The sequence below is a fragment of the Patescibacteria group bacterium genome, from assembly GCA_023473585.1.
GTDB lineage: Bacteria > Patescibacteriota > Microgenomatia > JAMCYU01 > JAMCYU01 > JAMCYU01.
Genome location: JAMCYU010000003.1, coordinates 13,017 through 33,402, shown reverse-complemented (window position 1 = coordinate 33,402; position 20,386 = coordinate 13,017). Strand labels below are relative to the sequence as shown.

The window sequence follows — 20,386 nt, the reverse complement described above, 5'->3', positions numbered from 1 at the left end:
TTTCACTCATTATACAACTTCCATTACCTTTCGGAAAGAACTACAATAAGATAAGACAAAGACGAAAATATGACTAATATGACCCATAAGACCAATAGGGGCGGATACGAAAGTTTGGTTGTTTATTGGTTGGCCACAACTATCCACGACTTAACGGTTATTTTCTGCCAAAACTATATTGATAAAAAATCAAGAACCTTTGACCAAATGGTTCAAGCGGCCAGATCGGGCAAGCAAAATATCGTCGAGGGATCTTTGGAGAAAAGCGTTGAAGGAAATCTCAAGCTAACCGGAATAGCCCGAGCCAGCTTTGGAGAACTTTTGGAAGATTTTAAAGACTTCCTTCGTCAGAGAAATCTTCTCCTTTGGGACAAAGACAATCCGCAAAATTTAGAAATCCGTCGAACGAAAGATTTACCAAATAAGTCTTATACGTCTTATTTGTCTTATATGACCTATACGCGTAATCCCGAAGGATTGGCTAATCTTCTTATTACTCTTTGCTATAAACAAAGTTTTCTTCTTGATCGTCTTCTAAAAGCCATCGAGGAAAAATTTATTAGAGAGGGTGGTTTCCGGGAAAATCTTTTTAAAAAGCGCCACGATTTTAAAAGAACTCTCTAGTTTTTTCTCCACCATTTTTCCCCATCCGAGACAATCTCTATTTCTCCGTCTTCGTCCGTTCGCAAGATCCTAATATCCTTGTCTCGTAATATCCCTAGAGTCTCCTTAGTCGGATGGCCGTAAGAATTTTTACCTACGGAAATAATCGCCAGCTTTGGTTTGATTTGCTCAAGAAATGAAGACAAGAGACTGGTTTTACTCCCATGATGCGGTACTTTTATGACTTTTATATCACTAATTCCTGATTCCTGATTTCTTATTTCTTGTTGCACGTCTTGGCCCGCATCTCCGGTTAATAAAGCGTTAAATTGGTTATAGGTAAGTTCCAAAACCAAAGACAGCTCGTTTAAGTCGGTTTGACTCGTTTGGGCGCCCAGAACTTGAGTTGAGGGCCAAAGCACCAAAAAACTTAAATTATCCAAAAGAATTTTTTCACCCGCGGCTTCTTTTTTCAGAGGAATTTTATTGTTTTTGATTAAATCCATTAATTTTTTATATTCTTCTCCTTTTCCTTCCGTCCCGCTACTAATAAAGTAATCTACATTATATCTTTCTAATACAGAATTTAGACCGTTTAAATGGTCGGCCTGGGGATGAGACAAAAAGACCAGCTCGATCTTCCGATCGTAAAAGGGCATATGTTTGCCCAGGCAACCGAGCACCTTTTCATTCGGCCCGCCGTCAACCAAAATATCCTCTCCGTTTGGGGTTCTTACATAAATCGCGTCTCCCTGGCCGACATCGCAAAAAACCAAATGGAGCTTGCCGTCCGGCCAAGAAGAAAAAGCCGCCAGAAGCAAAACAAAGCCTATTAATGCTCCCCCAAGTAAATATTTAAGGGAAATTTTCATGGTTTTTTAAAATGGGCTGGCGGCAACGAATTTTTCCGTCGCCACTTCTGCTCAAGTCAATTATAGCCTAGTCTTAGATTCAAGTATTGCTGAATTTAATATCCATTAAAGGTAAGTGTGACTCCTCTAAAATTGTTGACCGCCGGCCCCTCAATAAACACAAGGACGCCAGGTTATAATTTTTGACATCTCCACTCATTACGGCTGCGCCATCGTTTTAAAATTGCTAACGTGCTAGTGCGCTAAAACATTAATCTAAACAAGACAACGTGGAGTGAAAAAATTCATAACCGGCGGCCGCTTTCGCTCGCCTAAAAATTTATGGCCGCAAAGGGTATTCTGGCTGTCAACTCAACGACTTCGATAAAATAAGTCAAAGGCAACCAAATAATCCAGGCCAAAGGATAAGCTAAAGGCCAAAAAACTAAAGACAGAAGACTTAAGATAAAGCCCAAAACCATAATCGGCTGGACAATCCATAAAACCAAGACATTCGTGACCGGCGCAATCAGCGAAAGCTGCTTAAAAGTAATTAACATTACCGGCAAAGTAAAAACTTGAGCAGCCAGAGTCGTTTGTAAATTATCCTTCGTCTTTTTCAAAATTTCTTGCCCTACTCCCCTTGTCTTTTGGCTTTCCGGTTTCGAAGCAAAAAGAATAATGCCCAATGTCGCCAAAAAGGAAAGTTGGAAACCGACATCGGTCAGCCAGTTTGCAAAAAAAATTAACATGATTCCGGCGGCCAAAACCAAACTTAGCAAACTCCAGTCCCGTCTGCCAAAATAAACGGCAATAAGCGTCAAAGAACCCATGATACCGGCCCGAACAACCGAAGCCGAAGGGCCGACGAAGCCAATAAAGACAAAAATACTTAAAAGAGTAATGAAAATGGATTTTTTCCGGCCCAAAAAAAGAGTTAATTTGCCTATCAGGGCAACTAAAATCGTGATATTCATCCCCGAGAGAGCAATGACATGCAGGGTTCCGGTTCGACGGAGCGCCTCGTAAAAATCACGAGGCATCGTCTCTTTCGTCCCCCACAAAATTCCGTTTAAAAGAGCGGCCTGGGGCTCCGGTAAAAGCTTATTGGTCTTCTGGCTGAAAATATTCGTCGTTTTTGTATTAGTTAATCTATATTTTGATCGAGTTTCACCAAAAACAGGCCAAAAATTTTGACAAGAAAAGAAAATAGAGACAAGAAAAATGGGAATGAGTATGTTTTTCAAAAATTGCTTTTAAGAATTTAATAGACGCTGATTTTGTCTTTGATTTTTTCAAAAGTTGACTTGTTAATAATTTTTCTGCTTAACAGGTCTTCAATCGCCTGGTAGGGTCGGCCGTCAATAATTTTTTGCGCCGTAACCGGACCAACCCCGGAAAGTTTATCCAAGTCGCTTGAACTGGCGTTATTGATATTGATTTTATTCGCTATATCTTCATATCCTAATATCGCTTCTCCCGTCTTCCTCTCCCCCATCTTGGGAACATAAACTTTACCTCCGTCAATAAGCTTGGCCGCTAGGTTTAAATTCTGACTAATCCACTCTCTGTCCGCCTCACCACTTAAACCACCGGCCCTAATTAGCAGATCCTGAATACGACTGCCAGAGACAAGTTCATAAACGCCGGGGCTGACAATGGCGCCTTCAACGTCAACTTTAATTTGGGCGCTAACGGATGCCCCTAGATTAGCTTCATTTTCCCGAGTAAAAATAACCCTGGCACTTTCCTTATTTGATTGCCAAAGAAGAACCGCTCCGACTAAAAGAAAAACTGCCAGCAAAGCGAAAACAAGTGGGATTTTATAAAAGGCAATAAACTCATAAATTTTACTGGTGTTAATAATTCTCTCTTCCGCTTCGGGATCAGTAAATTCTGTCTCTTTGTCGGTCATATCACTTATTGTCCATTATGTCTCATTCTTTATTCTATTATTCTTAATTATTCGTATATTCCTTGTGTCAATTTAACTAGTTTTTACTCTTAAATCTCAAGGCTAAAAATGGATAAATTGACGCGCGATCGCGCATGATTTTATCCATAGACCAATTTTTTTGCTTGATTTTTCCACCATGGTTGTGGTAAAAGATCGCTTGGTAAACATGGATCAACTTCTAAAATCGCCAAATATTCCTCTTCCCACGACTTTTTGTCTTTCTCTTTTTGGTATTTTTCTACAAAATTTTGATATTTCAAATTTAGATCATCAAGACGCCAAAGCCTATTGGCCATCTCCTTTTCGTCGCCAACGAAGATTTTTTTGGCTTCCAAAGCAATGGCGTTATCCGATAAATTATTAACTCCAAGATGTTCTGCTAATTCCACTGCCACGTCAAAAGGGGTAATATAAACGCTCTTTTGCCACTGTGCAAAACCAAGTTCCTTAAGCTTTCTGCGCAGTCCGTCTCTTTTGGTTTTGGAAATCTCCGGAATATCAAAAATCACCATCCGCCATTTTCCATCCCATTTTTGCCCAAATCTTTTGGCCAAAGGAATGTCATAAACCAGTTTAATTTTCCCTCTGGAAGTAACTCTAAAAAAAGGTTCTCCTCTTTTAACAATTCTCTCTATCTGACCTGCTTTAAGCATTTGTCTGATTATTTTTTGAAAATAATCGTCTTTATATGAGATGAATTTAAGAGAAAGATATGGACTGGTCAACGTCTTATCCCAATCAGCTATCTCATCTAAACCTGCGGCTAAAAGAAGAAGTATTTTTTTAGTCAAACTACGCATTAACTTTATTATTAAGTCTCTCTATTAAATTTGTCAACTCTTTTCTCATGCCTAAAAATGGATAAATTGACGCGCGATCGCGCAAACTTTACGCTAAACTTGACAAAAAGAAAGCAGAGAGAGAGAGAGAGAGAGAATAGGATAGAAAAGGAGGTAAGTATTGTGGAAGATAACATAGACAAAATACTAGAAATTAAACCAAAAGAGGAAGAAAATGAGGGGCTAATAAAATTACGAAATTTTATGAAACCAGGAGAAGTATTTTTTACAAATTCCTGGGACGGCAAAACACCGACACCACACCTCTTTTCTAAACCTGTAGAGGAAATTGCCGCTGAATTAAAAAAACCGGTGATTATCAAAGTGTCAGGATTATTCCACAGGCTTTTGATTTAAATGGTAACCAAGCAGAGGGTTATCATGCGGTGGTGGTGAAACCAATCCCTAAGCGATCTTAACAATTGGTAACAAAGTTAATTAATTTCCCGGGAATAAAAACTACCTGCTTAACTTTTTTGCCGGCTAAATATTTAGTGGTTTTTTCGCTTGCCTCTGCTAACTTCTCTACTTCCTTCCTGACGCCTGATATCTGATACCCGATATCTAGCTTCTCTCTCACTGTTCCATTTACCTCAATAAGCATCGTTACCGTTTTTTCTTGAATTACCCTGGGGTCGTATTTTGGCCACGGTTGCTGATGGATAGACCACCTTTCCTCATGGCTAAAAATGGATAAATTGACGCGCGATCGCGCATGATTTTGTCCGTTTATTCTCTGCCAGAGTTCCTCGGTTAAATAAGGAGCAAAAGGCGCCAGGATCAGTAAAAATTTCTCTAAATCGCTTTTGTTCAAACCCCTTAAATCAACCTGCCAGACATTAATAAATTCCATCATCGCGGCAACCGCGGTATTAAATTTTAAGTTTTCCAAATCCTCTCCGACTTTCTTGATCGTCTTGTGCAACGCTTTAAGTAATTCCGGATTGGTTTTCTCGCGAGAAGTTTTGCCCATGGTTAATTGCCAAACCCTTTTGAGGAAACGGTAACAACCCTCGACTCCCTCGTCACTCCAGGCAATCATTTGTTCAAACGGCCCCATAAATGACTCATAAAGCCGGTAGGCATCAACGCCGTAAGCTTTAACAATCTCGTCGGGATTAATGACATTGCCCTTGCTTTTGCTCATTTTCTGATTGTCAGGTCCCAAAACAACACCATGCGAATGCCGGCGAGCGTAAGGCTCTTGCCCTGGGACAACGCCCAAATCGGCTAAAAACTTATAAATGAAACGCGAGTAAAGAAGGTGCAGGGTCGTATGCTCCATGCCTCCGTTATATAGATCAACCGGCATCCAGTAATCAAGTTTTTGACGGTCGGCGAATTTTTTCTGGTTTTTTGCATCACAATATCTTAGAAAATACCAGTTTGATCCAGCCCAGTTTGGCATGGTGTCCGTCTCCCTTCGTGCTGGCCCGCCGCACTCAGGACAAGCCACCTCAACCCATTCCTTAATGTTTGCCAGGGGTGATTCTCCGGTTTCCGTCGGCTGATATTTTTCCATGTAAGGCAATTTAACGGGTAAATCTTTTTCCGGTACCGAAACCGTCCCGCATTTCTGACAATAAACAATCGGGATCGGTTCGCCCCAGTAATGCTGACGCGAAAAAACCCAATCGCGAAGCTTATATTGCACGGTTCTCTCTCCCAACTGACGTTTAGTCAACCAGTCGGTAATTTTCTTTCTGGCCGCCAATGAGGACAAACCGGAAAATTCTCCCGAATTAATTAACTTCCCTTCTCCTTCATAGGCTTCTTTCTGAATTTCTCCGCCGGAAACAACCTCTTTGATCTTCAGGTGATATTTTTTCGCAAATTGATAGTCTCTTCGGTCATGAGCCGGAACAACCATCACCGCTCCCTCTCCATACCAGCCAATCACGTAATCACCAACCCAAACGGGTAGTTTCTCCTTATTGAGGGGATTTAGAGCGTAAAGACCGGTAAAAACTCCGGTTTTCTCTTTGCTAAGATCCGTTCTTTCCAGCTCCGACTTTTTTTGAGATCGCTCAAGATAGACCGCCACTTCCTTGGGCATCTTCTTTTTGATTTCCGGCATTTTTAAAAGAGGGTGTTCCGGCGCCAAAACCAAAGCGACGGCCCCGAATAAAGTGTCCGGACGAGTTGTAAAAACCTCAATGGCAAGATTAGAAATTGGAAATTTTATCTTGGCCCCTTCGCTTCGACCGATCCAGTTTTCCTGCTGGATACGGATGCGGGGTAAATAATTGACAATCTTCAGGTCATCCAAAAGCCTTTGGGCGTAGGCGGTAATTTTTAAAAGCCATTGTTTCTGCATCCTCCGTTCGGTCTGACAACCGCAGCGTTCGTGCGTCCCGTCAGCTAAAACTTCCTCCTGGGCCAAATTGGTCTTGCAGGACGGACACCAATTAACCGGGACGTCCGCTCTATAGGCCAAGCCTTTTTCTAAAAGTTTTAAAAAGATCCATTGCGTCCATTTATAATAATCAGGGTCGGTGGTATTGACTTCTCTTTCCCAGTCAAAAGACAGGGCCCAAGTCTTGGCTTGTTTTTTAGAATTAGCAATGTTTTGAGTCGTCGTTACGGCCGGATTAATCCCGGTTTTGATCGCGTAGTTTTCGGCCGGCAAACCGAAAGCGTCCCAGCCAAAAGGATATAAAACATTAAAACCCATCATCCTGTATTTACGGGCTAAAGCATCAATGGCCGTAAAGCTGCGACCATGACCAACATGTAATCTTTCGCCGGAAGGATAAGGAAACTCAACGAGAAGATATTTTTTAGGTCTTTTGTCAAAATCAACGGCCCGATAAAGTTTTTCCTTTTCCCACTTTTCTTGCCATTTAATCTCAATTTCACCTGGATGATAAGACTGTTTCCCCGAAGTTTTACCGAGGGGCCATTTTTTTTCAATTATTTGTGGTTGATCTTTTGTTTTCATAATTCGTTTTACTCATTATAAATCAGGCTCGTCCAACATGCAACCGGAAAAACACAAAAACCTGCAAAAAAAATTTGTCAAAAAATAAGGCCACAGAACAATCTTAATTCGAACAAAAAGTTCTCTGGCAAAGTAAGTTTCAGACTGCTAAACGATAACTTCTCTTAAAAAGAAAAAGAGGGAAAGAAAAATATTTAGGCAAAACTAAAGTAAACCATTCTTAGAGACAATGACTATGGGACATATACCGTTGGGAAAAAAGTTAATTTAAAAACTTATTAAAAGACTAAAAAAGACGAGATAAAAACAAAAACAAGAGAAAGTTTTCACACAGACAAGTTATCAAATAACATCATAAGCATAATTAAATATGTATAAAATTACAACCATTTGAAACAAAAGTTGTTCTGTTTGGTAAAGTTAAGACCTTTTGATATAGATAATAGATAGTTAAATGAAGAAAAAGTAATTAAAATAAAACCAAAAATTAATTCTCTTTATTTTGCAGAATTTATTAAATTTTCAATTAACCTTCCTAATAATCCCCGCAAAGAGATATTCTTATACTCCATCTTCTCTCTTTTTGGGCAAAAATACCGCTGCAAAAATCAATCTTTTTTAATTCTTAAGAATGAGTCTTTTGCGTAAGGGATAAATTAAAACAGAGTCAAGCAGCCATGTCTTTTGTCTGCTAAAAGCAGGGTTCTGTCGCTTTTAGACCTCTCCGGCTAAACCTGAAGCCCTTGCGTTAATTATGACCGGCTTTGTCTTTTATCTTGCTTTCTTGTCTTTTTTCCGCAACTATTTTTGCGGGAAATTTAGCCTCAGGGCGGATAACATTCTCCCTTAAGGGTGAATGTATTCTTGAAGTGCCGAATAAAAAATTACCCCCTTGCGGGGGTAACTTTTCAGAAATTTATTTTGAATAATTCAAAATTACATTCCCTTGCTTTTACTAAAGCATTCACGACAAAGAACGGGACGATCACCTCGGGGAACGAAAGGAACTTCGTCTTCCCGACCACATTGGCTGCAGGTAATCTTCGTCATCTGTCTTGTGCCTTGCATTTGGCTGCGTTTTGTTTGACGACAAGCCGGGCAACGAACAGGAGCGTTATTGAATCCTTTTTGTTGATAAAACTCTTGTTCACCGGAAGTCCAAACAAAATCAGCGCCACAATCGCGGCACTTTAAAGTTTGATCTTGGAAAGCCATTTTTTATTTCACCTCCCTCCCTGGTTAAATTCCCAGAAGCTTCGTTTCCTCCATGCTCCTGGGAAAAGCCGCCAACTGGCGGACCAGAGAGATGGTGAACACCGATGATCCGGGTACATGTACTTGACGTATTGTAACACAAAAAATCTAAAAAAGCAAAAGTCCTACTTTGATTGTGTTTACACCATAAAAAGCTTAGCTTTTTATGGTGGACCCGGGGGGAATCGAACCCCCTTCTCCTCCATGCCATGGAGGCATGCTACCGGTATACCACGGGCCCTAAAAAAAGCTATGCTTTTTTCAGGGTAAACCCATTGTCAAAAGAGTTTACTCTTAATAAAAGGTGCTTGCACTTGAAAAGACCTGCGAAGCCTTATTCTTCGAATAGTCTTTTCAAGTGGACTCGAGCGGACTCGAACCGCTTATTTACACTGAAAAATCGACAGATTTTTTAGTGCCTCCCTCAACCTGCCCGCCGCTCTTGTGGACTGGAGGAGATTCGAACTCCCCACCTCTGCAATGCGAATGCAGCGCTCTACCAAATGAGCTACCAGCCCTCATGCGCTTCGGCAGGCGGGTGCGAATGCGGCGCATTACCACTGTGCTAATGGCCCTCGCCAAACTTATTTATTATATCATAAAACTTTTTTACCACAAGATTCTTCTTCCAAGACCTGGTCCTACCTAATTCTTCCGACCCTACCAATAGCAACTTACCGCCTCCCAAAGGCTAAAAATTATCTTGGGAAAATGCGGGAATTAAAATTCATGTCTCTTTTTATCATGTTCTTTTTACTACCTAACCATATCAATTTAGCCTCAAGCTCCCTCTTGACAAGACCTCTTTTTTATTATTATAGTTAAGTTATGGCAAGAGATTTTCCTTGCCGTAACGAGAAATTGAAGTTCAAATGACGCCTGCCCGAGAGAGATTAATTACCGCCAAAGACTTAATTCTGCTTTGTCAAAAACAAGGTATTGGTCTTGGTCGCGGGAACCCCAATAACCGTCTGCGTTATTTTACTAAAATCGGCCTCATCCCCCATGCCCAAAGAAAACAGGTCGGAGTGAATGCTTTCACCGAAGGTCACTACCCTTTCTACACCCTGCAACTTCTGGAAAAAATCCAGGAATTAAAAAAGGCCGGCAAAACAATGGCCGAAATTGGCAGAATCATGACCGCGGAAAAACTCAAGTATGAAGTCCAAACTACCGGACAAACTCTTGGACAGGATTTAAGTCTCAAAACGCCACCCCCCACCTTCGGCTTTCGGCTTTGGAATTTTGGCTTTCGAATCCAAAGAAAATTTGTCTACACGCTGGCGGGAATCATTTTATTAACCGGCATCCTTGTGGGACTGGCCGTAACTCCTTACGGTAAAGATTATCTTCAGCGTTTAACCGCTTATTTTTCTCAACAATTAGCCAATTTAATCAGACCCTCTTTATATTTTCCGGAGGTCGCCGGTGTTAAAATTCCCGAAGAGACCACCTTGGGCTTAAAACCGCAAGTCCTTTCGGAAAATCTTTTAGCTAATCCTTCCTTTGAAAATCCTCTAAACACGGTGGGAACCGACGGTCAGGGCAAAACGAAATTCGGCCAGGCTTGGCGCTGGGGCTATCTCGAAATGGCTCATAAAGGAAACTTCTATGTCAGCAATGACTCGGTCAGAAGCGGAACCTTGGCCATGAAAGTTTGGGATTCCCGATTCCCGGAATTAAACGCCCTAAATTCCGGGAATCGAACTGGCAACGATCGAATGTCATTGGGAATTAGTCAGACGGAAACGACGACAGTCAACGGCCGCCATTATTCTTTCTCGGTTTTTTTAAGAAGCAAAGATTTGCTCGGCCACCCCAAATTACGTCTTGGGTTTATGGGCCAAGTCGCAAAAGATGATCCCAACTATCCTCGTCTGGCCAAAGATGAGGTTGCGGCTTCGGCGCCGGTTGAGATTGCCGGCGTTTCGGGTTGGACGCCTTTCACTTTCACTTACGAAAACGCGGCTTTAGGAAAGTACCCTTTTTTGGAAATTATTGATTATCAGGGCGGCGTGATTTATCTGGACGACGCGAGTTTGGTGGAAATTTCTTCAGAATCTCAACTTGGCTCGGAACTTGCCGCCGGTTCGTCTTCGGCCTTTAAGGGGTCTGGGGCCGGAGTGTTGGTGGCCGCGGGCTTTCCCAGCGCCAACCTTTTTTCAGGCGCCGGCTCGATCAAAGGCGACAACAGCGCCAACTTTTATCCTGCCGACGACAGCCTGGGTTCGCTTGGTCTAACGAGTAAACGTTTTGCCACCCTCTTTGTCAATGACGCCAACCTGAAAAACACGCTCAAAGTCGGCGGCCAGGCAGAATTTCTCGGAGCGGCAACCATTTCCGGTAATTTAAAAATTGATAATGCCAAACTGATTTTGTCCGCCAGCCAACTTGGGTCGGATCTTAACCCCGCGGAAAACAATAAATATAATTTAGGCGACGGCACAACGCCCTTACGTTGGCTTAAGATTTGGTCTAAGGATGCGGATTTTTCCAATGCGGTCAGTATCGGCGGTTCCCTCACGGTCCAGGGAACAACTTTAGCGACCACCGGCAATATTGAAACGAGTGGTAATTTAACCGTTGGCGGCAACAGTATCTTGGGCGATTCAACCACTGATACGCTGACGGTTTCCGGAACCACCACCATCAATCTCCCTGACAACACCATCAATGCTTTTGATCTTCAAGAGGGCACCAATGACTATATCAATATAGATACGACTAACTCAAGCGAGAAAATTACCCTGGGCAGTACTTCCATTAATCCCACTTTGGTTATCAACGCGCCGACCATCAATTCCGTTTCGACGACGGCCTTAAACTTAGGCGCGGCCACTTTGGATTTTAACGGCGCCGGAATCATCCAATATGGAGATGGCTCCAATTTTACTCTCCGCGATGACGGCTTAAATAATATTTTTAAATTAACCGGCAGCACTAATCTTTTAGAATTCGGCAGTGCCACCGACAATAATGCTTTTACCTTTCTGGGCAGTGGTATTTTTACCATCGGCTCACGGCTGACCGTGGCCAACACCGGACTTTTGACCTTGGTTAACAACGCCACCATTGACAATACCACCGACGGAATCATCACCTTAACCGAACCGACCATCAAACTTTCCGGCTCAACCGCCGTCAAGATTGATTCCCCGACTTTAGATCTTTCGACTCAAGCGACAAATGTTGACTTGAAAAACACCACTGTCAATGCCTTAAGTTTTGAAACTTCGCTTCTTTCCTTAGATACGCAAAACTCCCGCGTCGGCATCGGCACAACCACTCCGGCGAATAAACTCACCGTTTCTGGGAATGCTGATCTTACCGGTAATTTGGGCATCGGCACAACCACTCCCGGATCAAAGCTTGGGGTCTTAAGCAATGTTTCTATTGGTGCTTCCTACGGGAACATTGCCGCTCCTACTTCAGGATTGATCGTTGAAGGCAATGTGGGTATAGGCACAACCAACCCCGGTGCTTACGCTTTGCAAGTGGCGGGAGCGACTTATTTAAACGGTTCCGTCATCTTGGGAGCGACAACTTCTGACAGCTTAACGGTTAACGGTTATGTTAACAGTGATTTAGTTCCTAATCCCGGCTCTAACTACAATCTTGGCTCAAACACCCGCCGGTGGCTTAATGTTTGGGCCGATACCGTGACGGCGACAAATTTATCAGGCACGGTTGTTACCGGAGCGACTTCTGCTTACGATTGGCTGATTGGTTCGGCTAACGCCACCACTGACACCCAAGACATTACCTTAACCTTTGAACGAGGTGTGCCGGCCACTAATGCCGAGATACGCTGGAATTCAACCTCGAAATGGCTCTCGACGAACGCGCCCACTTTTTTCATCAATCCCGATTCCGGGATTACCGCCTCCGGCAAGGCGGCCCTAATTGTTAACCAAATCCAAAATCAGGATCTTTTTACCGCCTCGGCCTCGGGCACGCCGAAGTTTGTCATCGCCAATTCGGGCAACGTTGGCATTGGCACCACCAGTCCGGCCTACAAACTGGAAGTCAACGGGACTTTAGGCGTAGGCTCCACCGCCTCCTTCACCTCTTTGGTGAATGTCGCAACCTTAACCGCCTCCTCTGGAGTTTACACCGATGCTTCAAAAAACCTAACCTCAACCATTCCCACCACCGGGTCTTTAGGCTACTGGCAAAGAAACGGGACAAATCTGGCTCCGGCCACCATTGGAGATTCTGTCGGTATTGGCACCACGTCTCCCTCGGCTCCTTTGTCGGTCGGCGCTACTTCCCAGTTTCAGGTTTCCTCGGCCGGCGCGGTCACGGCGGTTGGTGTTAATTCCGGATCAGGTCTAATTCAGGGAACCGGCGGCTTAACCGTCACCGGCACCACCAATCTCAACGCCACGGGAACCTCGGCGACCGCCATCGGCAACGCCACCGGCAATCTTTCTTTAGTCTCAAACGCCTTCAATCTAACAACGACTGGTGCCGTCTCGGGCATAACGACCCTTTCCATGAATAATCAACTCACCAATTCTTACGCCAACAGTGCCGCTTTGAATTTAACCGGCAACGGTTCCGGCATGACCTTTACCGGTACCGGTCCTAACCAAATTATCACTGCCGCCTCGCAAAATCTGGCCTTAATGCCGGGCGGCAACGTTGGCATTGGCACCACCAGTCCGGCCTACAAACTGGAAGTCAACGGGACTTTAGGCGTAGGCTCCACCGCCTCCTTCACCTCTTTGGTGAATGTCGCAACCTTAACCGCCTCCTCTGGAGTTTACACCGATGCTTCAAAAAACCTAACCTCAACCATTCCCACCACCGGGTCTTTAGGCTACTGGCAAAGAAACGGGACAAATCTGGCTCCGGCCACCATTGGAGATTCTGTCGGTATTGGCACCACGTCTCCCTCGGCTCCTTTGTCGGTCGGCGCTACTTCCCAGTTTCAGGTTTCCTCGGCCGGCGCGGTCACGGCGGTTGGTGTTAATTCCGGATCAGGTCTAATTCAGGGAACCGGCGGCTTAACCGTCACCGGCACCACCAATCTCAACGCCACGGGAACCTCGGCGACCGCCATCGGCAACGCCACCGGCAATCTTTCTTTAGTCTCAAACGCCTTCAATCTAACAACGACTGGTGCCGTCTCGGGCATAACGACCCTTTCCATGAATAATCAACTCACCAATTCTTACGCCAACAGTGCCGCTTTGAATTTAACCGGCAACGGTTCCGGCATGACCTTTACCGGTACCGGTCCTAACCAAATTATCACTGCCGCCTCGCAAAATCTGGCCTTAATGCCGGGCGGCAATGTCGGCATCGGGACGACGGGGCCAGGATACAAACTTGATGTCTCTGGACTCGGAAGGTTCACAGATAGTGTTTATTCCCACGGAGGATTTTATCCCGGCAACGCAACTCTCCAAACCACAAGAAAGTTTGGTGATGACGGCACTTGGCTGACAGCGAGCAATCTTAAACTAGCAGGGACGTTGGATATGAGTGCGCAATCGATTATTAATGCTGTCGATGTTAAAGTGAATTCCGATACCTTAGCAATCAAAAATACGGGCGGTAATAACAAGTTCGTTTTTAAAACTTCAGATGGAAGTTTATGGATTGGAGGGTCAACCGCAGATGGAACAGCGGCTGCTCCGCTCCATGTAGTGGGCAATGGAATATTTACTGGCAACGTCGGTATTGGCACCACCAGTCCGGGAGGAAGTTTAGAGGTGGCTCAAACAGTCACCGCGGCTTCGGCCGGGACTTACTACCAAACAAAGTTGGATAACACTTACACGGGAACCATGAACTCGGCGACACCGGTGACTTCAATCTACGGCATGTACAACCGGCCAAACATCGGCATAGGAGGCACTTCTCCCCAACTGACCAATCTTTTTGTTGATTATGTCTCTGGTAACATTGGGGTGGGCACCACCTCTTCAATCACCAATCTTTATGGACTTTACGTTGACAATCCCACCGTCAATGCCGGTTCCTCCTTGACCAATAATTATGGCTTGTATGTCAACACTCAATCTGCGGGCACCAACAACTTTGCTCTCTACTCCGCCGGAGGAACCAATTACTTCGGGGGGAACGTGGGTATTGGAACGACAGCACCGAGCGAAAAATTGGATGTATATGGCACCATTCGTTCTTCAAACACAACCGCTCTTTATACACAATTAGGGTCAAATTATATCCGCTCTAATGGAACTCAAAATTTCTTCGTGGATAACTCAGCCACTGGCGTAGATACTTATCTTAGGGTTAGCAATGCTGGGTCGCTTGATACAAACGCGATTGTCATAAAATCAACCGGCAACGTCGGCATCGGGACGACGGCACCTGCAGCCCTACTCCATCTTTCTAAAAATGTGGATATAGCTTCCACCTATCAGAACACCCAATTGCGCATATCTGGGACTTCTCATCCACTGAAGGCTTTATTTATTGGCTATGATGACACTGCGGATTTTGGAGAAATCCAGACTTTCGATGCAGGAACTGCAGCAAAAAATCTGGCTCTTAATCCATGGGGCGGCAATGTCGGTATAGGAACGACGGGGCCGGGATATAAATTAGACGTTGTTGGAAATTCTAAGTTTTCTACTTCCGTTCAAACTCCCTATCTTAACATGGCCACTGACGGTTCTATCAATGCAACCGATATTTCCTTCACTTCTAACGGAAGTAAGTATGGAACCATTCAAACAGAAAGTTATGGTGGTACAGGCGCTTGGTCTCTAGGTTATCAAGCAGCCGTTAGTAGTACAATCGGAACGCCAGTTTTAACCTGGAATGGTAGCGGCAACGTCGGTATTGGGACAACGGTGCCGGGGGCAAAGTTAGATGTAAACGGTACGTCTCATTACGCTGGCAACCTTAGTCTTGACCAGCCTGTACAGATAGGTTTCGCAAACGGTCAGACTATTAAAGATAATAGTGCCGGTGGACTGGCGATAAACAGTAGTTTTTATAAACTTCAGCTAATAGGTGGCACTGATGCTACAAATGGTCTCATTGAACTACAGACGAATAATACGGTACGCATGACTATAACAAACGGCGGCAATGTCGGCATCGGGACGACAGCGCCAGCAGAAAAACTCGACGTGAACGGCAAGGTCAGGGCGACTGTTTTTGCCGACCAGAATGGAAACTACTATATTGACCCTGCTCAAGAAACAATGGGAGCTTCAGCAATTCTTTCTGGCAACGTCGGCATCGGGACGACAGGGCCGGGGCAGAAATTAGATGTCAACGGCACCATCCGCCAAGCAGGTTGTAAAACCGCCGGCACCCTCTCGGCTAACACTTCAGGAGATATTATCTGCACGTCAGATGAGAACCTGAAAAACATTTATGGCTATTATCAGGGAGGCCTTAGCGCGCTCTCGGCACTCAATCCGATACGCTTTTCTTATAAAGGCGAAGACTTTGTTCATGTCGGCTTCTCGGCACAGAATGTCAAAAGTGTCCTTCCTGAAGCCAGTGCTTTGCAGGATAGCGGTTATTGGAGCTTGGACACGACATCAGTCGTGGCGCTTACCGTCAACGCCATCAAGGAACAACAAGGGCAAATCGCCACACAAAGCGGTAGTTTAACTTCCCTTTCTGTCAAACTCGACGAAAACGGCAATCTCACCAAGCAAAAATTCGAAGCACTAAACTCGAATTTCGAAACAAAAGTTTCGGATTTAGATTTTCGGATTTCGAATTTGGACAATAAATATGCCCGCCTAGACTCGACTCTGGCCTCGTCTGAGGCGAGGCTGGCTTCGATAACCGCCGAGCTTAAAAACCAAATTTCTCTTTTGACCCTCGGCTTAAGTACCCAAGCCACGATTTCGGCCAGTCTGGTAAATCTCACCGGCAAAGACGCGACTTTGTCCGGCCAATTAACGGTTTTGGGCCGGACGCTTCTTTCCGACCTGGGTCTCACCGGCAAAATCACCAACGGCCTTTTGGTCGTTAACGGTCTTGAAGGTTCCATCGAAACTTTAGCACTCCCCTTGAAATTGCAGGCCACAGCATTGGGCAACATTGAAATGATGGGGCAAAAAATCGTGATTGATCAAAAAGGCAACGTCAAGGTTGAAGGCACGCTTACCGCCAAAAAGGTGGAAACCGAAGAATTTAAGGTTCTGGGCGCCAAAACCGCCGGCTCGGCCAGTCTTTTGGCCGGCCAGCTTGTCGCCACGATCTCGGCCGAGGCCGCCACCGCCTCCGCCCGGATTTTATTGACCCCGACGACCTTAACCGACAAGGTCCTGACCGTGACCGAAAAAAGAAGCGGCGAATTTGCCGTTGGCGTTTCGGCCACCAGTTCCGCCGATATTAAATTCGACTGGTTCATTGTCGGAAATTAACCTAGTTTGATATCTTGACTAAATAAAGGTTGGACTTTAAAATTAAAAAGATGCTCACTAAAAAAGACCTTGAAAATATCGGTAGTCTTGTTGATAAAAAAATCATCAAAGCTTTGGGTGATTTTTGGGCAGACTTAGCCGGTCCCTATTTGGAAAAAGAATTTTCTGCGGTTAATAAACGACTCGAGAGGCTTGAGGATCGGGCTGACAAGGTGGATGGCCGGCTGGACAAGGTGGAAACAGATGTTCTTGATATTAAAAGAGATGTTCAGGACATTAAGGCTGATATGCCAACCAAAGATGATTTTAAAAATTTAAAAAAACTTGAAGAAATTCACCGAAAGGAACTGGCCGCTTATGCTTGATAAAATCTTAGAAAGAGGCATTTTGGGTTTAGTCTTTTTCCTGCCGCTCTTTTTTTTGCCCTTAACCACGGAATTTTACGATTTTAATAAATTTATCTTTCTGTCCTTTTATCTTTTGATCCTGATGGTGACTTGGGCTTTTCGCGCTTACCAAAAACAGGAGATTGCCTTCACGCGGTCTTCTTTGGATTTACCCGTAGTTTTAATTCTTTTGGTCTATGCTTTGGTTTATTTTTTAGTTTCAACCAATAAAATCGAGGCTTTAATCATGCCCCAAGGTCTCGGCCTGATTCTAGCCCTAACCGTCCTCTATTTTCTGGTCAAGGAAACTTCCTTAACAAAAGGCATATCCTTAGCCCTTGTCGGCAGCGCCAGTTTACTCTCGTTTGCCGCCATTTATCAGTTTATCGGCGTCGGCGAAACTTTGATTCCCGAAAAAAGCTTCTTTGCCTTTATGCGGGCCACGACCTTTACCCCGGCCGGTAATCCTTTATCCTTGGGTCTCTTTTTGGCTTTGGTTTTAAGTTTCTATCTCCCCCAATTTTGGCATGAATGGGAAAAGAAACAACCGCTTGAATATTTCGCTCTGCTTTTAATCCTTTGCGGTCTTGGGGTCACTTTTTATCAATTATTGACAACCGCCAAACCTTTATTTCTGCCTTTTTCCGCGGGCTGGTTTGTGGCGGTCGAGGCCCTGAAGCGGTTTCCCTTTCTAGGCGTCGGTTTGGATAATTATCTGGCCGCTTTTACCGCCGGCCGGCCGATAAGCCTCAATTCGACCAATCTTTGGAATGTCCGTTTCGGTCTGTCCTCCAATCATTATTTTTATGTCCTAACGACAACCGGGCTTCTTGGTCTTTTCGCCTGGCTCTTTTTGATCCTAAGAACCGTCCGCCTGACCAAAAATAAATACCTTGTTTTTCTGCCCCTTCTCTTCTCCTTTCTTTTTCTTTTCTTTGTCCCGGCCGTTTCTCTTCTTTTATTCGTTCTTTATTTATTTTTAGGCTTATTGGCAAATCAAACCGTCACAACCGAGGTGAAGTTTGGATCCAAAACCGCCACGCAAATTTTGCTGACCGTGGTGATTCTTCTTTCAGCCGTCTCTCTTTACGGCCTCGGCCGGTTTTGGCTGGCCGATTATTATTTCCGTCAATCGCTTTCCGCCCTGGCGCAAAACCGAGGCACGGATGCTTACAATCTGCAGATTAAGGCGATTAATTTGAATCCCCAAAGCGAAAATTATCGTTTGACTTATTCTCAAACCAATTTAGCCCTGGCTAACGCTTTATCCGCAAAAAAAGATTTAACCGATCAGGATCGGCAAGATATCTCCGGTCTGATTCAGCAGGCGATTGCGGAAGCTAAGGCCGCCGTTAACCTCGGACCAAACCGCATCAACAACTGGGAAAATCTGACCAGCATTTACCAGGCGCTTGTTAATGCCGCCCAGGGCGCGGATCAGTGGACGCTGGCCGCTTATAATCAGACCATCGCTTTGGATCCCACCAATCCTTTACTTCGTCTTAACTTGGGCAGCCTCTTTTTCTCGGCTAAAAATTATGACGAGGCCATCCGCCAATTTAATCTTTCCATAAACCTCAAGCCTGATTTCGCCAACGCTTATTATAATTTAGCGGCCGCCTTAAAAGAGACCGGTAAAATTAAAGAGGCAGTGGCGGCCATGGAGCGGGTACTCGGCTTGGTTGAGCCAAATTCCAACGATTATCGGAAAGCTAAAAAGGAACTTGATGATTTACGAACCAAACTGCCTAAAGAAGAAACCAAAGAAGCGCCTTCGGGCCAGCCGGAAACCTTAACCGAACCGGCCACTTCTTCGGCCGTTCTTAACCCGCCCCTCAAACTGCCGGAAAATGCCGCTCCCCCGGTCGCCACTTCTTCGGGAACAAAGAAAGAGAAGTCCCCCTCTCCATCTCCATCTGCTTCTTAAAAGGGTTGTTATTCGGCGCTTCAAGAATACCTCGCAATTTTTTACGAAGTAAAAGCTCTGCTTTTTACGAAGTAAAAGCTCTGCTTATGGCAGGAAGAGTGTTACTTGAGGAAGGAGAAAGGATTAACGGCCACGCCGTTTTTGTGGACTTCAAAGTGCAGATGTGTCCCTGTTGATCTTCCGGTTGAACCCATCTTCCCGATGATTTGCCCGCGACTGACGGTCTGGCCCGCCTCAACGTAAATATCCGATAAATGAGCGTAAAGGGTTGACAAACCCAAACCGTGGTCAACAATGATGTGCCAACCGTAAGCGTACCTTTGGCGTTCGACCAGAATAACTTTACCCGAAGAGGCCGCGGCAATCCCCGGCGCCGACGAGTCGGCAATGTCCAAAGCCATATGGTACCAAACGGGTCTTTGCGTAATGCTGCCGCCAACCGGCCAGATCAACTCGCCTGTCCCGCCGGCATACTCCTTCGCCGGCATTGAGGTCGCAATCGGCCGCGCCTCAGGCATAACCCCGTCGGGAATAATTAAACTTTGGCCGATATTTAAAGCAAAAGTGTCCAGATCGGCAAAATCGTTAAAAGGAAAGTTAAGAATTTTCTGGGCGTCGGTTTTGTAATATTTGGCCAGACTGTAGATCGTTTCCCCGGCCCTAACTTTATGAACAATGCCGGTGACCGGCGGAATTTTAATTTCCTGACCGATTGATAAATGCTCCACCCCGCCGGTTAAATTCAGATTCGCCCATTTGATGGTGTCAATCGAAACGCCGAATTTTTCGGCAATCGCGCCTAAGGTATCCCCTTTTTGGACTTTATAAGAAATCACTTGATCTCTGGGTTTATCGGAGATTAAGGTTGAGGTTTCGTTGGTCGCTGTCGTTAAAGCGCCCAAAACGGCCGAGGGCGGCGTAAAGGTCGAGATTTCATCCTGCACCCCGGGGTAAGCCGTGGCAACGACCGGCGCGACCACCAGTCCCACCCCAATTAAAACCGCCAAAGAGAGGTGTAAAAAAGGTCTGGAGTAAGTGCCACGCCGCGCCAGGAGAAAATCAACCAAAAAACCCTTACCGATTTCAAATCTCGCCAACCAAGAGTTTAATCTTGTTTGTAAAGAGTAACGAACACACCTTAGAAATAAACAAAAATCTTCCCAAAGCAAATCGGGTTTCATGGAAACTCACCATAGCAAATAAAAAACTCATTGTAAAGATGTCAAAAGACTACAAAACTATAACAATTCCTAATTAACCTA

General features: G+C 44.8%; 12 protein-coding genes and 2 tRNA genes. 5 read left to right on the top strand and 9 right to left on the bottom strand.

The window, feature by feature from the left end; genetic code table 11:
* Positions 1 to 69: 69 nt before the first annotated feature.
* A complete protein-coding gene (locus tag M1575_00810; GenBank protein MCL5095264.1) occupies positions 70 to 624 on the top strand; it encodes a four helix bundle suffix domain-containing protein in 555 nt (184 codons plus the stop codon).
* On the opposite strand, the gene M1575_00805 is transcribed toward M1575_00810, so the two are convergent.
* From M1575_00805 to M1575_00790, 4 genes are all read right to left on the bottom strand, one after another.
* Positions 621 to 1,475, bottom strand: coding sequence for an MBL fold metallo-hydrolase (locus M1575_00805; protein ID MCL5095263.1), 855 nt, complete (start codon positions 1,473 to 1,475; stop codon positions 621 to 623). The genes M1575_00810 and M1575_00805 overlap by 4 nt on opposite strands.
* Positions 1,476 to 1,786: 311 nt before the next feature.
* Entirely contained in the window at positions 1,787 to 2,701 is a 915-nt protein-coding gene (locus tag M1575_00800; GenBank protein MCL5095262.1) for a ComEC/Rec2 family competence protein, read from the bottom strand.
* Between the two features lie 17 nt (positions 2,702 to 2,718).
* Positions 2,719 to 3,369, bottom strand: a complete 651-nt coding sequence (locus M1575_00795; protein ID MCL5095261.1) for a ComEA family DNA-binding protein — start codon at positions 3,367 to 3,369, stop codon at positions 2,719 to 2,721.
* A gap of 140 nt (positions 3,370 to 3,509) precedes the next feature.
* On the bottom strand, positions 3,510 to 4,211 hold the full coding sequence (locus M1575_00790) for a hypothetical protein (GenBank protein MCL5095260.1): 702 nt from the start codon (positions 4,209 to 4,211) through the stop codon (positions 3,510 to 3,512).
* A gap of 57 nt (positions 4,212 to 4,268) precedes the next feature.
* On the opposite strand from M1575_00790, the gene M1575_00785 reads away from it, so the two are divergent.
* A complete protein-coding gene (locus M1575_00785) occupies positions 4,269 to 4,607 on the top strand; it encodes a hypothetical protein (GenBank protein ID MCL5095259.1) in 339 nt (112 codons plus the stop codon).
* A gap of 58 nt (positions 4,608 to 4,665) precedes the next feature.
* Here M1575_00785 and leuS read toward each other — a convergent pair whose 3' ends face one another.
* The 4 genes from leuS to M1575_00765 form a co-directional block, all read right to left on the bottom strand.
* Complete coding sequence (gene leuS, locus M1575_00780) at positions 4,666 to 7,191, bottom strand: leucine--tRNA ligase (protein ID MCL5095258.1); 2,526 nt, start codon at positions 7,189 to 7,191, stop codon at positions 4,666 to 4,668.
* Between the two features lie 936 nt (positions 7,192 to 8,127).
* A complete protein-coding gene (locus tag M1575_00775; GenBank protein MCL5095257.1) occupies positions 8,128 to 8,406 on the bottom strand; it encodes a zinc-ribbon domain containing protein in 279 nt (92 codons plus the stop codon).
* Between the two features lie 206 nt (positions 8,407 to 8,612).
* Positions 8,613 to 8,686 (bottom strand) — tRNA-Ala (locus tag M1575_00770).
* Positions 8,687 to 8,890: 204 nt separating this feature from the next.
* A tRNA-Ala gene (locus M1575_00765) sits at positions 8,891 to 8,963 on the bottom strand.
* A 354-nt stretch (positions 8,964 to 9,317) separates the two neighbouring features.
* On the opposite strand from M1575_00765, the gene M1575_00760 reads away from it, so the two are divergent.
* The 3 genes from M1575_00760 to M1575_00750 are packed head-to-tail and all read left to right on the top strand — an operon-like array spanning position 9,318 to position 19,124.
* Positions 9,318 to 16,811, top strand: coding sequence for a tail fiber domain-containing protein (locus M1575_00760; protein ID MCL5095256.1), 7,494 nt, complete (start codon positions 9,318 to 9,320; stop codon positions 16,809 to 16,811).
* A 50-nt stretch (positions 16,812 to 16,861) separates the two neighbouring features.
* The gene (locus tag M1575_00755) at positions 16,862 to 17,176 is read left to right on the top strand and encodes a hypothetical protein (GenBank protein ID MCL5095255.1); all 315 of its coding nucleotides are present in this window, start codon (positions 16,862 to 16,864) and stop codon (positions 17,174 to 17,176) included.
* Complete coding sequence (locus tag M1575_00750) at positions 17,169 to 19,124, top strand: tetratricopeptide repeat protein (protein MCL5095254.1); 1,956 nt, start codon at positions 17,169 to 17,171, stop codon at positions 19,122 to 19,124. Before M1575_00755 ends, M1575_00750 begins: the two co-directional genes overlap by 8 nt.
* A 101-nt stretch (positions 19,125 to 19,225) precedes the next feature.
* Here M1575_00750 and M1575_00745 read toward each other — a convergent pair whose 3' ends face one another.
* The gene (locus tag M1575_00745) at positions 19,226 to 20,305 is read right to left on the bottom strand and encodes a M23 family metallopeptidase (protein MCL5095253.1); all 1,080 of its coding nucleotides are present in this window, start codon (positions 20,303 to 20,305) and stop codon (positions 19,226 to 19,228) included.
* Between the last annotated feature and the right edge of the window lie 81 nt (positions 20,306 to 20,386).